The 12661-nt window shown below is 66.8% G+C and carries 12 protein-coding genes; 2 read left to right on the top strand and 10 right to left on the bottom strand.

What is annotated here, in order from left to right; all coding sequences use genetic code 11:
* Positions 1-5: 5 nt before the first annotated feature.
* The 9 genes from recQ to AC07NY_RS21555 form a co-directional block, all read right to left on the bottom strand.
* Positions 6-1844: a DNA helicase RecQ gene (recQ, locus tag AC07NY_RS21595; RefSeq protein ID WP_494585517.1), complete on the bottom strand. Its 1839-nt coding sequence runs from the start codon at positions 1842-1844 to the stop codon at positions 6-8.
* A gap of 190 nt (positions 1845-2034) precedes the next feature.
* Positions 2035-2394, bottom strand: a complete 360-nt coding sequence (locus AC07NY_RS21590) for a hypothetical protein (RefSeq protein WP_492286920.1) — start codon at positions 2392-2394, stop codon at positions 2035-2037.
* Positions 2395-3009 (bottom strand): LysE family translocator, encoded by a 615-nt coding sequence (locus AC07NY_RS21585; protein WP_494585516.1) that lies wholly within the window; start codon positions 3007-3009, stop codon positions 2395-2397.
* A 76-nt stretch (positions 3010-3085) separates the two neighbouring features.
* Positions 3086-4213, bottom strand: a complete 1128-nt coding sequence (gene recF / locus AC07NY_RS21580; RefSeq protein ID WP_492286918.1) for a DNA replication/repair protein RecF — start codon at positions 4211-4213, stop codon at positions 3086-3088.
* Positions 4214-4223: 10 nt separating this feature from the next.
* On the bottom strand, positions 4224-5339 hold the full coding sequence (dnaN, locus tag AC07NY_RS21575) for a DNA polymerase III subunit beta (protein ID WP_454654030.1): 1116 nt from the start codon (positions 5337-5339) through the stop codon (positions 4224-4226).
* 152 nt (positions 5340-5491) lie between these two features.
* Positions 5492-7009: a chromosomal replication initiator protein DnaA gene (dnaA, locus tag AC07NY_RS21570; RefSeq protein ID WP_492286917.1), complete on the bottom strand. Its 1518-nt coding sequence runs from the start codon at positions 7007-7009 to the stop codon at positions 5492-5494.
* A 780-nt stretch (positions 7010-7789) separates the two neighbouring features.
* On the bottom strand, positions 7790-8056 hold the full coding sequence (gene rpsT / locus AC07NY_RS21565) for a 30S ribosomal protein S20 (RefSeq protein WP_492286916.1): 267 nt from the start codon (positions 8054-8056) through the stop codon (positions 7790-7792).
* Positions 8057-8237: 181 nt separating this feature from the next.
* Complete coding sequence (locus AC07NY_RS21560) at positions 8238-9218, bottom strand: threo-3-hydroxy-L-aspartate ammonia-lyase (protein WP_494585515.1); 981 nt, start codon at positions 9216-9218, stop codon at positions 8238-8240.
* 123 nt (positions 9219-9341) lie between these two features.
* Entirely contained in the window at positions 9342-10115 is a 774-nt protein-coding gene (locus AC07NY_RS21555; protein WP_494585514.1) for an enoyl-CoA hydratase, read from the bottom strand.
* Positions 10116-10306: 191 nt separating this feature from the next.
* Here AC07NY_RS21555 and AC07NY_RS21550 point away from each other — a divergent pair, with 191 nt between their 5' ends.
* Positions 10307-10861: a lipocalin family protein gene (locus AC07NY_RS21550; RefSeq protein ID WP_492286913.1), complete on the top strand. Its 555-nt coding sequence runs from the start codon at positions 10307-10309 to the stop codon at positions 10859-10861.
* Here AC07NY_RS21550 and mutM read toward each other — a convergent pair.
* On the bottom strand, positions 10858-11754 hold the full coding sequence (mutM, locus tag AC07NY_RS21545; RefSeq protein ID WP_494585513.1) for a bifunctional DNA-formamidopyrimidine glycosylase/DNA-(apurinic or apyrimidinic site) lyase: 897 nt from the start codon (positions 11752-11754) through the stop codon (positions 10858-10860). The genes AC07NY_RS21550 and mutM overlap by 4 nt on opposite strands.
* Before the next feature lie 114 nt (positions 11755-11868).
* Here mutM and ubiE point away from each other — a divergent pair, with 114 nt between their 5' ends.
* On the top strand, positions 11869-12630 hold the full coding sequence (ubiE, locus tag AC07NY_RS21540; protein ID WP_494585512.1) for a bifunctional demethylmenaquinone methyltransferase/2-methoxy-6-polyprenyl-1,4-benzoquinol methylase UbiE: 762 nt from the start codon (positions 11869-11871) through the stop codon (positions 12628-12630).
* Positions 12631-12661: the final 31 nt, after the last annotated feature.

Here is a 12661-nt window from a genome sequence, read left to right as displayed (position 1 = left end):
GATGCTCAGCCGCGGAATTCCGAGATCGCTTCGACGAAGGCCTCGCCATACTGCGCGAGCTTGCGCTCGCCGACGCCCTCGATCGCCCGCATCTCGTCGAGGCCGAGCGGCCGTTCGCGGGCCATGGCGATCAATGTCCGGTCGGTGAAGATGATATAGGCCGCGACGCCCTCCTCGCGGGCGATCTGAAGCCTGAGCTTGCGCAGATGCTCGAACAGGCCGGCCGTGCTCTCGTCGAGCCCGTCCGCCCGCGCCGCATCGCGCTCGGAGCGGCGGGAACGGCGCTCAGTGAAGGGATCGACCCGGAGCGCGATGCTTTCGCGGCCGAACAGGATGTCCTCGCCCTTCGACGTCAGGCAGAAACCGCCATGCTCGACGCTGGCTTCGGCCAGTGCCCCCGCCGCGAAGAGCTTGCGCGTCAGCCCCATCCAGGCGGCCTTGGGCTTGTCCGCACCGACGCCGAAGGTCTTCAACCCGTCATGGTTCTGGCGGCGGATGACCTCGGTCGTCGTACCGGTGAGGATATCGGCGAGATGGCCGGCACCGAAGCGCTCGCCCGAGCGGATCACGGCCGAAAGCAATTTGCGCGCATCGAGCGTTGCGTCCTGCAAGGCGGGCGCCTCCGCGTCGCAGAGATCGCAGCGGAACGGGGCGTTGCCGTGCCGGCAGGGCGGTGTCTCCTCGCCGAAATAGGCCAGCAAGGCACTGCGCCGGCAGAGTGCGTTCTCGCAGAGATCGATCATCGCGTTGAGGCGCCTGTGCTCGATGCGCCGGCGCTCGTCGTCGATCTGTTTCTCGTCGATCTGGCGGCGCCGGAGCGACATGTCGTCGACGCCGTAGAGCGTCAGCGTATCCGCCGGCAGGCCATCGCGACCGGCGCGGCCGATCTCCTGGTAATAGCCCTCGATCGAGCCCGGCATATCCGCATGGACGACGAAGCGGACATCGGGCTTGTTGATGCCCATGCCGAAGGCGATGGTCGCGCAGACGACGACGCCGTCCTCCTGCAGGAAGATATCCTGGTTGCGGTTGCGCTGCGTCTGCTCCAGCCCGGCATGATAGGGCAGGGCGTTCCAGCCCCTCTCACTGAGCGCCGTGGCGAGGCGCTCGGTCTTGCTGCGCGAGGAGCAATAGACGATGCCGGAGCCGTTGCGGTGCCGGCGCAGGAAATCGTCGATCTGGCGGCGCGGCTGCTCCTTCGGCGCGAAGGCGAGCTTCAGGTTCGGCCGGTCGAAGGAATGCACCACCATGTGCGGCGGCTGCGGAAACAATTGCTGGGCGATATCGGCCTGGGTCTGCCGGTCGGCGGTCGCGGTCAGCGCCGTCACCGGCACGCCGCCCAAAGCCTCGCGCGTCTTGGCGAGCAGGCGGTACTCTGGGCGGAAATCATGCCCCCATTGCGAGACGCAATGCGCCTCGTCGATGGCGAGCCGGTTCACGCCGAGTCGTTTCAGGCGCGAAACCAGTCCCTCGCCGGCCAGTCGCTCGGGCGAGACGAAGAGCAGCCTAAGATCGCCGGAGTTCAGCCTGTCCCAGGCCTGCGCCGCCTCGTCCTCCGTATTCATCGAGTTGAGCGAGGCGGCCGATACGCCGGCCCGGACGAGCTGTCCGACCTGATCGCGCATCAGCGCGATCAGCGGCGAGACGACCAGCGTCAGCCCGCCTGCGACCAGTGCCGGGAGCTGGTAGCACATCGACTTGCCGGAGCCGGTCGGCATCACCGCGAAGACATCCTCGCCGGCAAGGGCGGCTGCGATCACCTCCCACTGGCCGGGGCGGAAATCATCGTAGCCCCACACCGATTTGAGGATCGCGCGGGCGTCTGATTCGCGGGATGGCGACATGAAGAAGGGATGTGCCGCAGCCGGGCACGCTTGGCCAGCCTTTCGGCCTCCAAAGCTGTGTCGATCATGCGCGGAACCACACCGTCATCCCGGGCTTGCCCCGGGATCCATCGAAAGGCGCTGTGCTCTACGATGGATCCCGGATCTCCGCTTCGCTCCGTCCGGGATGACGCGTGGAGGTTGGCGAGCTTCAGATTTTGATGGCCAGCAAATGGATCACGACCGCTAGGGCGAAAACCGCCGTGATCAGCTTCGAGGGCCAGGGCTTGAGGTCGAACCAGATGAATTGCAGCGTGAGCCGCAGGCCCCAGAAGGCGGCGCCCACCAGCGGCAGCACGGGATGCACGCTGCCTTGCCCGGATAGCCAGATCAAGGCCGCGCCATAAGCCAGGAAGACGAAGATCAGCATCGCGTTGAGCGTCTGCGTGATCGCGGTGTTCAGGCTGCCGGAAGGCGCGAGCCGTTCCGGCCAGCCGAACAGACGCCGAAACGCGGCGTGGAACAGCGCGAAGCCGAGATCGAGCAGGCCCGCCGCCAAAGCCAAGGCCATTCAGCTCCGCGTCGCGATCGCGGCAGCAGCGCCCGCCATCACGCCGCCGGTCGTCCGGTTGATCCAGCGCATCGCGCGCGGGCTGGCCACAAGGCGCCGCGCCCGGTCGGCCGCATAGGCATAGGCCATCAGCGTGCCCGTGATGATCGGGGCGATCAGCGCGGCGACTTCGACGAAAGTGAGCGTGCTCATTGCGTTGAGATCGATGACGAGGGGCAGGATCGACAGGAAGAAGACCATGACCTTGGGGTTGCCGAGCGTCAGCGCGATGCCCCCGAGGAACAGACGGGCGCCCTCGCCGCGCGCGGCGGCGGAGGGCTTCGGCGCTTCGGCAGGGGCCGTCCAAGCCTTGTAGGCGAGATAGAGCAGATAGGCGCAGCCGGCATATTTGATCGCGACGAAGATGCCGTGGAAGCTCTGCATGAGCACACTCAAACCCAGCGCGGTGAGCGTGAACCAGACGAGATCGCCCGCGACGATGCCGGCAAGGAAGGGCAAAGAGCGCCGGAAGCCCGAGGACAGCGAGCGCGCGACCAGGGCCGCGATGGCCGGGCCGGGCGAGGCGACGGCGAGGAAATAGACGCCAGCGAACAGGGCAAGGCTGGAAATGTCCATGGAAAGCCTCCGAAACTGCTCACGAGACTAGCAGGAACGTCGGCAGGCGTCCCATCGCAAGCCGTGGCCTGACCGATCAATCGAGCGGATCGATCCGTCCCGGCGTGACCGAAAAGCGCTGCGCCCCGGCCGGCAGGTCGCCGAACAGCGCGGCGTCGGCGCCGGTCATCCAGACCTGGCAGCCGAGCCCCGTCAGCCCCTCATAGAGCGCGGCCCGCCGACGCGGATCGAGATGGGCGGCGATCTCGTCGAGCAGGACCAGCGGCGCGATGCCGCTCATCGCGGCGACCAGCCTGGCATGGGCAAGCACGAGCCCGATCAGCAAGGCCTTCTGCTCGCCAGTCGAGCCCTGCCCGGCCGGAATATCCTTCGGCCCGTGCCGGACTTCGAGATCGGAGGCCTGCGGTCCCGCGAGCGTGCGCCCGGCCGCCCGGTCGCGATGGCGGCTCTGGCGCAGCAGGTCGCGATAGGCGTCCTCGGCATCGACGGCCGGCAGGCGGGCGACGAGCGCGTCGATCTCGCCGGAGAGCGCGATATCCGCGAAGGGGAAGGGCGAGGCCTCGTCGCGCGTCTCGGCGATGATGGCGGAGAGCCGCGCCACGGTCTCGGCCCGCGCAGCAGCAACCGCGACGCCGAGTTCGGCGACCTCGCGCTCGACGGCATCAAGCCATTGCCCCTGATTGGGGCTTTCCTCAAGGATGCGATTGCGCGAGCGCAGCGCCCGCTCCAGCGCGTTCGAGCGCGTCGCGTGGCTCGGATCGATCGCCAGCACCAGCCGGTCGAGGAAGCGGCGCCTGTCGCCGGCCGCACCTCGGAACAGGCCGTCGAGATCGGGCGTCAGCCAGACCACGCGCAGATAGTCGCTGAAGGCTAGCGCCGAGCCGACATTGGCGCCGTCGATCCGGGCCAGCCGCGGCCGGCGGCCCTCCGCATCGAGTGGTCCCAGTCCGATGCCGAGCCGGCCCGCCTCATCATCAAGGGTTATCGAGGCGGCGAAGGAGCCGTCGCCGCCTTGCCGCGCCATCGCAGTGATCTCGGCGCGGCGTAGACCCCGCCCCGGCGTGAACAGCGAGAGCGCTTCGAGAATATTGGTCTTGCCGGCTCCGTTCTCGCCCGCGAGCGCAACGATTTGGCCCTCGACCGGGAGATCGAGGGCCTCGTAGGAACGGAAGTCCTGCAGGATCAGGCGCGCGACGGCGGCCATGAGCCAGCTGCTAGACGCGCATCGGCATCAGCACGTAGAGCGCGGAAGCGCCTTCGCGATCCTGGATCACGGTCGGCGAGCCGGGATCGGCGAGCTTGAGCAGCGCGGTATCGCCGTCGAGCTGGGCCGCGATATCCATGAGATAGCGGGCATTGAAGCCGATATCGAGCGGGCTCGCCTCGTAATCGACCTCGATCTCCTCGGTCGCCGAACCGGAATCCGGATTGGTGACGGAGAGCGTCATGCGCCCTTCGGCCATGGAGAGCTTCACGGCGCGGCCGCGCTCCGACGAGATCGTCGAGACGCGGTCGACCGACGCGGCGAAATCGCCCTTGTCGACGGTCAGGCGCTTGTCATTGCCGCTCGGAATGACGCGCTGATAGTCGGGGAAGGTGCCGTCGATCAGCTTCGAGGTCAGCACGACGCTGGCGGTGGCGACGCGAATCTTCGAGCCGGAAAGCTCGACCGCGACCTCGCTCTCGCCATCCTCCAGCAGCTTCTGGATCTCGGAGACGGCCTTGCGCGGCACAATCACGCCGGGCATGCCGACCGAGCCCTGCGGGGCGGCGGTGTCGACGCGCGCGAGGCGGTGACCATCGGTCGCAACCGCACGCAGTACCGGGCGGCCATCGACATCGATCGTGTGAAGATAGATGCCGTTGAGATAATAGCGCGTCTCCTCGGTGGAGATCGCGAACTGGGTCTTGTCGATCAGGCGCTTCAGTTCGCCGGCCGGCAGCACGAAGCGATGCGCCATTTCGCCGGCAGTGATGTCCGGGAAATCGCTTTCCGGCAGGGTCTGGAGCTGGAAGCGCGAGCGGCCCGAGCGCAGCACGAGGCCGCTATCGCCGGTGGTCTCCAGCGAGACCTGGGCGCCGTCAGGCAATTTGCGGACGATGTCGTAGAGAGTGTGGGCCGGAACGGTCGTGGCGCCGGGCTCGGCCGCGTCGGCTGGGATCGTCTCCACCACCTCGATATCGAGATCGGTTGCCTTCAGCCGCAGGCCGTTCTCGGAGGCCGAGAGCAGCAGGTTCGACAGGATCGGGATCGTGTTGCGGCGCTCCACCACGCGATGCACGTGGCCAAGCGACTTGAGCAGCGTGGAACGTTCGACCGTGACCTTCATGATTGTCTAGTCTTCTGGCGCTGGCCGCCCACGCGCGAACGCACGGGCCGAATGAATGGCCAGCGACATTGCCGGACGCCGGGCGGGGGCGCAAGGCCTGCCCGCTCCGGCAACCACAACCATTTGGCAGGGGTGGTGAATCCCCGCAGGCCTCACTCCTGCAGCATGCGCTTCAGCAGATCGACCTCGTCATGCAGCGAGCGGTCCTCGCTGATCGCCTTCTCGATCTTGCGCACGGCGTGCAGCACGGTCGTGTGGTCGCGCCCGCCGAAGCGTCGGCCGATCTCGGGCAGCGAGCGCGGGGTCAGCGCCTTCGACAGATACATCGCGATCTGGCGCGGCTTCACGACGGCTGCGGTGCGGCGCTCCGAGAGGATGTCGGCGCGGCTGACATTGTAGCGCGTCGCGACCAGCTTCTGGATGTCCTCGATCTTGACCCGGCGCGGCTCTCGGGTGCGGACGAGGTCACGGATCGCCGCTTCCGCCGTCTCCAGCGTCACGAGTTGGCCCGACAGCGTCGCATGGGCGAGCAGGCGGTTGGCGGCGCCGTCGAGGTCGCGGCCATTGGTCGCGACGACGCGCGAGACATAGGCGACGACATCGGGGCTGACCTGGAAATTCGGATGGGCGGTCTGCAGCGCGTCCAGTCGGCTGGAGAGGATCGTGGCGCGCAAGGTCTCGTCGAGTTCTCCCACTTCGACCACCAGGCCGCCACCGAGCCGCGAGCGGATGCGCTCGTCGAGCGCCTCGAGCTCACCGGCAAGACGGTCGCCGGCGACGACGATCTGCTTGCCGGCATCGAGCAGCGCGTTGATCGTATGGCCGAATTCCTGCTGGATCGACTTGCCCTGGATGAACTGCACGTCGTCGACGACGAGCAGGTCGATGCCGCGCAGCTTCTCCTTGAAGGCGAGCGCCGTCTGCGACTTCAGCGCGGCGACGAAGCCGTACATGAAGCGGTCGGCGGTGAAATAGGCGACGCGCTTGCCCTGGCGGCGCGCTTCCTGGGCGATCGCCTGCAGCAGATGCGTCTTGCCGAGGCCGACGCCGGCATGGAGATAGAGCGGGTTATAGGGGCTCTGGCCCGCCGGCGCGCCGGCGATGCGCTCGGCCGCCGCGAAGGCGAGCTGGTTCGACTTGCCGACGACGAAGCTCTGGAAGTTCATGCGCCGGTCGAGCGCGGTGCCGCAGGCATCGACGAGGTCGTTCTCGCAGGGCTGCGGGCTGCCGGCGACGGCCTGGCGGCCAGCCTCGGCCGGAGCGGGGGCGGCGACAGTCGCGGGGCGGCTGCGCAGGGCCTCGATCTGCGGCTGGGCGGCGGGATCGCGCGAGACGGTGCGCACCGAGAGCATCACGCCGTTCGGCGCCGGCAATTCGGCCATGCAGTTCACCCGCAGGCGCTCGGTATAATGCGCCTCGAGCCAGCTCTTCAGGAAGCGGGTCGGCACGGTGAGATAGGCCACGCCCTCGACGATGCCGGCGATCTCCAGCCGGCCGAACCAGCTCGAGAAGACGTCCTCGCCGAGCTCCGCCCGCAGGCGACGGCGCACGCGCTCCCATGCGTCCTGAATCGAAACCTCCTCGACGTGAACCGGTGCAGTCTCTTCAGCAGCGATCGTCACCACCACGGGCGTCTCGACCATGTCCCCGAAATTCTGCCGCTCGAACATCAATGGCCCCGTTCTTTGAAAATGTCCGCACTAAGGGTTCGGCGGCCGCTTCCTGACCGTCGTCCCGGTGCTTATGTCTGGTCAAAATGGTTCCGGTCCCGACAGGCGCATCGCGCCGCGGCGGGGTTCGGTTCCGGTTCTGTTGATTACGCTTGGAAGGCTCGCCGAGGGACGACGCCACCCTTCATCTCGATCAAGAAAGACAAAGGGTCACATCCTCCAACCTCCATGGTCGCGAGCCAAAACGCTGATCATCTCTGGAAATCCCGCGGCGGTCATTGCTGTCCGCCCGGCGATGAAGGGGACCTTACAAGGCGCTCTCGACGGGCTGCAACACCCCTGTCAGCCGGCTTCCGAGAGTCGCTGTCCGCAGGGCGTCGCGCCGGCTGGGGATGTCTGCCGCAATTGGTTGGGGAACTTAAGATTTTCTTCATGTCCCCCCTTCCAGGCGCCCCCGAATCTTTTTTTGCGGCGCCTCGAAAAGCCTGCCGCAGAGTCGCCGCGATTCCGTCTTCCAAAATCCTTTGCCTGCTAAGATGATGAAAAATCACATCTTTTTATGAGCGGCAGAGTCCGCTCCGGAGGGCGATTTCGCGCCCTGAACGGCGCCCGAGAGTCAAGTCCGCAAGGCCGTGGAAAGCTTGCGAAAATCGCTTGAAAGCAGCTTTGTTTTGTTCCGTTGGAGCCTGTGGCGAGTGCGCCACAGAGGCCATGAAGCCAACGAAAAAGCCCGGCCTTTCGGCCGGGCTTTCCCGTCATCGAAATGATGCGAATTCAGGCTCAGGAAGCCAGGGTGCCGATCCGGTGCGCCAGGCGCGAGACCTTGCGCGAGGCGGTGTTCTTGTGAACCACGCCCTTCTGCGCGGCGCGCATGATTTCCGGCTGGGCGGCCTTCAGGGCTTCGGCGGCGCTGGCCTTGTCGCCGGAGGCGATCGCCTCCTCGACCTTGCGCAGGAAGGTGCGCATCCGCGAGCGGCGCGCCTTGTTGACCTCGGTGCGGCGAGCGATCTTGCGCGTAGCCTTCTTGGCCGACGTCGTATTGGCCATCGAAACGTCCTCGTCTCTTCATCGCGACCGGGCGCCTGGCGTTATTGCCGGCGGGGCTGGCCGCATCCTTGCTGGAAAAACGTGCGCGGCGGCCGAGCTTGCGCGGGCCGCCGCGAGTGGTGGGGCTATAGTCGCTTGCCGGCGCTACGTCAACGCCGGAATCGCCACAGGCCTGTCGAACTCACGCGGAGGGCGCGATAAAGCGCGCGAAGCTCGCCAGATCGACATTGCCGCCGGAGAGGATGACGCCGACGCGCTTGCCCGCGACCGGCACGGCACCAGTGAATGCGGCCGCCGCCGCCAGGCACCCGGTCGGCTCGACCACGAGCTTCATCCGCTCGGCGAAGAAGCGCATCGCGTCGACGAGCGCGTCGTCGCTGACGGTGACGATATCCTCGACCTCGCGCTGGATGATCGGGAAGGTCAGGTCGCCGAGGAAGGCGGTCTGGGCGCCGTCGGCGATGGTCTTGGGCACGCCGATCGCGACGATCTCGCCCTTGCGCAGGGATTGCTGGCCGTCATTGCCGGCCTCCGGCTCGACGCCGAAGACGCGGCAGCCCGGGTTCAGTGCCTTGGCGACGAGCGCCGCGCCGGCCAGAAGCCCGCCGCCGCCGAGCGGCACTAGCAGGATGTCGAGCGGGCCGGCATCCTCGATCAGCTCCTTGGTCGCGGTGCCCTGCCCGGCGATGACGTCAGGATGATCGTAGGGAGGGATGATCGTCAGCCCGTGCTCGGCCGAGAGGCGGTTGCCGATCTCGAGCCGGTTCTCGGTATAGCGGTCATAGCGGATGACCTGCCCGCCATAGCCCTCGGTCGCCGCGACCTTCGCGGCCGGGGCATCGTTCGGCATGATGATCGTGGTCGGCACGCCGAGCAGCTGGCCGGCATAGGCGATGGCCTGGGCATGGTTGCCGGAGGAATAGGTGACGACGCCGGCCTTCTTCTGCTCAGGGCTGAGCGAAGCGATCGCGTTGTAGCCGCCGCGGAACTTGAAGGCGCCCATGCGCTGCAGGTTCTCGGGCTTGAAGACGAGGCTGGCTTGCGTGCGCCGGTTGGCGGTGGCCGAGCTCATCGCCGGCGTGTGATGGGCGATGCCCTTCAGCCTGATGGCCGCGGCCTCGACATCGGCATAGGTCGGGAGGGCGGGGCTGCTGGCGGTCATGATGCGGATCCTGCTCAGGGCGTCATGGTCGGGCTTGACCCGACCATCTCGTAAACCAGTGCCTTCTCGTGATGAGATTCTCGGGTCAAGCCCGAGAATGACGGAAAACCACGACGGCGAGGCTCAGGCGTTCTTGAAGTCGGGCTTCCGCTTCTCGGCGAAGGCGGACATGCCCTCCTTCTGGTCGAGCGTCGCGAAGAGCGAGGAGAAGACGCGGCGCTCGAAGCGCAGGCCTTCCTGAAGCGCGACCTCGAAGGCGCGCTCGACCGATTCTTTCGCCATCAGCACGGAGGGCAGCGATTTCGCCGCGATCGCCTCGGCCGCCTTCAGCGTCTCGGTCAGGAGATCGGCGAGCGGCACGACGCGGGCGACGAGGCCGGAACGCTCGGCTTCCTCGGCATTCATCATCCGCCCGGTGAGGATCAGGTCCATCGCCTTGGCCTTGCCGACCGCCTTGGTCAGGCGCTGGGTGCCGCCGGCACCGGGGATGACGCCGAGATTGATCTCGGGCTGGCCGAACTTGGCGTTGTCGGCGGCGATGATGAAGTCGCACATCATGGCGAGCTCGCAGCCGCCGCCGAGCGCGAAGCCCGCGACCGCCGCGACGATCGGCTTGCGGCGCTGGCCGATCCGGTCCCAATCCGCGAACTTGTCGTCGAGATAGGTGCCGGGGAAGGTCCGGCTCTGCATTTCCTTGATGTCCGCGCCGGCGGCGAAGGCCTTCTCAGAGCCGGTGAGGACGACGCAGCCGATGCCGTCATCCTTCTCGAAGCCGTCGAGTGCCTGGTTGATCTCGCCGATGAGCTGGCCGTTCAGCGCGTTCAGCGCTTGCGGGCGGTTGAGCGTGATCAGCCCGACCTTGCCCTTCGTCTCGACGAGAATGGTCTCATAAGCCATGGCGGCCTCCCGGATGCTCCTGTGCTGCCAGCTTTAGCGGGCGGAAGCAGGCCAAGTCCACGGGCAGTAGCGTCAATGGGAAATGGGCAAAGATCCTCATGTGCAAGATAGCGCAGGGATCCGGCGGATGGCCCCGCGCGTATTCTTCTGGAAGCGCCGCCAGATCGGCCGCTGGTCCAAGGGAGGCCGACATGAAATCGATCCTGCTCGCCGCGACGGCGGCCACCCTGCTCGCCGGCTGCGCCGAAACCACGCTCACGCGTACGGACAAGGCGCCTGAACCGCGCAAGCGGATCGACGCCGCGCGCTTCTATACCGGAACCTGGCGAGAGATCGCGCGCCGCCCCATGACGATCACGGATGGCTGCGTCGCCGGCGCGACCGAATACGAGCCGGACCGCAAGGGCGGCATCCAGGTGCTCGATTCCTGCCGCATGGGCACGCCGCAGGGCGAACTCAAGACGGTGGGCGGACCGGGCACGATCCTTGACCCCGGCTTCAACGCCAAGCTGCGTGTGGATTACAAACTTTATGGCTTCGTGCCCGTACAGCGCGACTACTGGGTGTTGGACCGCGCCGACGACTACAGCTGGTTCATCTCGGCCGATCCGACGTTGCGCGATCTCTACATTTTCACGCGCGATCCGCAGATCAATATCCCTCAGCGCAAGCAGCTGGTCGCGCGAGCTGCAGCACTCGGTTACGACGTCTCGAAGCTCGAGTTCCCCGAGCAGCCGCGTCGCTAGCGCCGTTTCGCCGGCTGACAACTCTCGCAATAAAACGTCGAGCGCCCCGACTGCACCAGCCGCTTCACCAACTGACCACAACCCGGCGTGACGCAGGTCTCGCCCTCGCGGTCATAGACCTTGAAACGGTGCTGGAAATAGCCGAGCGAGCCGTCGGCATGGGCGAAGTCGCGCAGCGTCGAGCCGCCGGCCGCGACCGCCTCCTCCAGCACCTCGCGGATGATCCGGGCGAGCTCATGCGCGGTCTCGCGCGGCCGCCCTGTCGGCGTCGCGATCGTGCCGGCTTCCGCTTCCGGGTGGAGGCCTGCCCGGAACAGGGCCTCGCAGACATAGATATTGCCGAGGCCCGCCACGAGCCGCTGGTCGAGCAGCGCGGCCTTCAAGGGCGCGAACTTGCCCGCGAAGAGCTTTGCTAGGGTCTCGCCGGAAAGCTCGTTGCCGAGCGGCTCGATGCCCATGCCGGCGAAATGCTTCGATGTCGCCAGTTCGGCGCGCGGCACGAGGTCCATGAAGCCGAAGCGGCGCACGTCGTTATAGGTGACGCGCGCGCCGGTCCCCATCTCGAACACGACATGGTCATGGATCAGATGCCGGCCGATCTCATTGTAATAGGAGCCGGGCTCGGTCGGCGGCGTTCCGGGCGCCTCGACGATGAAGCGCCCGCTCATGCCCAGATGCATCACGAGTGCGGCGCCGTCATCGAGATCGGCGATCAGGTATTTCGCCCGCCGTGACAGGGCCTCGATCCGCCGCCCGGTCAGGCGCTCGGTGAAGCGCTCGGGCAGGGGAAAGCGCAGGTCCGGCCGGCGCAGCTCGACGCGCTGGAAGCGCTCGCCCAGCATGGCGGGCTCCAGCCCGCGCCGGACGGTTTCGACCTCGGGTAGCTCAGGCATGTCAGCGACCTCAAATAAAGCCTGCGTCGAGAGGGCCCGCGACAAGCCCGCCGCCTTTGGCTATTGATCGGCTCAGGCGAGTACAAGACAGATTTGCACAAGGCCGGCCCGACCGTGACAGCAGCTTCCGACACCACCCATTTCGGCTTCGAGACGGTGAAGCTCGCCGAGAAGCAGGCGAAGGTCGACGACGTCTTCCACAAGGTCGCCAACCGCTACGACCTGATGAACGACCTGATGTCGGGCGGCCTGCACCGGGCCTGGAAGAGCGCGCTCTTGACCGCGATCAATCCGGCCAAGGACCGGCCCTTCCACCATCTCGACGTCGCCGGCGGCACGGGCGATGTCGCCTTCTCGGTGCTGGAGGCCGGTGGCCCTCAGACCGATGTCACCGTGCTCGACATCAATGCCGACATGCTGCGCGTCGGGCGCCAGCGCGCCGACAAGCGCTTTCCAGACGATGATCGCATCCGCTTCGTCCAGGGCAATGCCGAGCAGCTCGGGCTACCCGACAATCATTTCGACTGCTACACCATCGCCTTCGGCATCCGGAACGTGCCGCAGATCGACAAGGCGCTGGCCGAGGCCTATCGCGTGCTGAAGCGCGGCGGGCGCTTCCTCTGCCTCGAATTCAGCCATGTCGACGTGCCCTTGCTCGACAAGATCTACGAGACCTATTCCTTCAAGGTCATCCCGCCGATGGGCCGCATGGTCACCGGCGAGGCCGAGCCCTATCAGTATCTCGTCGAATCGATCCGCAAGTTCCCGAAGCCGCAGGCCTTCGCGAACATGATCGAGGATGCCGGCTTCCGCCGGGCGAAGTTCACGCCGATGACCGGCGGCGTCGTGGCGCTGCATTCCGGCTGGAAGCTGTGATGGGCTGTCTTGCGTCATGCCCGGGCTTGAC

Source organism: Allobosea sp. GW821-FHT09G06 (assembly GCF_059416005.1).
This window is presented reverse-complemented; position numbering and strand designations above follow the sequence as displayed.

Excerpts from the sequence above, each read along its gene's own strand:
- recQ (WP_494585517.1), bottom strand. The coding sequence starts at position 1,844 with ATGTCGCCATCCCGCGAATCAGACGCCCGCGCGATCCTCAAATCGGTG.
- AC07NY_RS21590 (WP_492286920.1), bottom strand. The coding sequence starts at position 2,394 with ATGGCCTTGGCTTTGGCGGCGGGCCTGCTCGATCTCGGCTTCGCGCTG.
- AC07NY_RS21585 (WP_494585516.1), bottom strand. The coding sequence starts at position 3,009 with ATGGACATTTCCAGCCTTGCCCTGTTCGCTGGCGTCTATTTCCTCGCC.
- recF (WP_492286918.1), bottom strand. The coding sequence starts at position 4,213 with ATGGCCGCCGTCGCGCGCCTGATCCTGCAGGACTTCCGTTCCTACGAG.
- dnaN (WP_454654030.1), bottom strand. The coding sequence starts at position 5,339 with ATGAAGGTCACGGTCGAACGTTCCACGCTGCTCAAGTCGCTTGGCCAC.
- dnaA (WP_492286917.1), bottom strand. The coding sequence starts at position 7,009 with ATGTTCGAGCGGCAGAATTTCGGGGACATGGTCGAGACGCCCGTGGTG.
- rpsT (WP_492286916.1), bottom strand. The coding sequence starts at position 8,056 with ATGGCCAATACGACGTCGGCCAAGAAGGCTACGCGCAAGATCGCTCGC.
- AC07NY_RS21560 (WP_494585515.1), bottom strand. The coding sequence starts at position 9,218 with ATGACCGCCAGCAGCCCCGCCCTCCCGACCTATGCCGATGTCGAGGCC.
- AC07NY_RS21555 (WP_494585514.1), bottom strand. The coding sequence starts at position 10,115 with ATGGCTTATGAGACCATTCTCGTCGAGACGAAGGGCAAGGTCGGGCTG.
- AC07NY_RS21550 (WP_492286913.1), top strand. The coding sequence starts at position 10,307 with ATGAAATCGATCCTGCTCGCCGCGACGGCGGCCACCCTGCTCGCCGGC.
- mutM (WP_494585513.1), bottom strand. The coding sequence starts at position 11,754 with ATGCCTGAGCTACCCGAGGTCGAAACCGTCCGGCGCGGGCTGGAGCCC.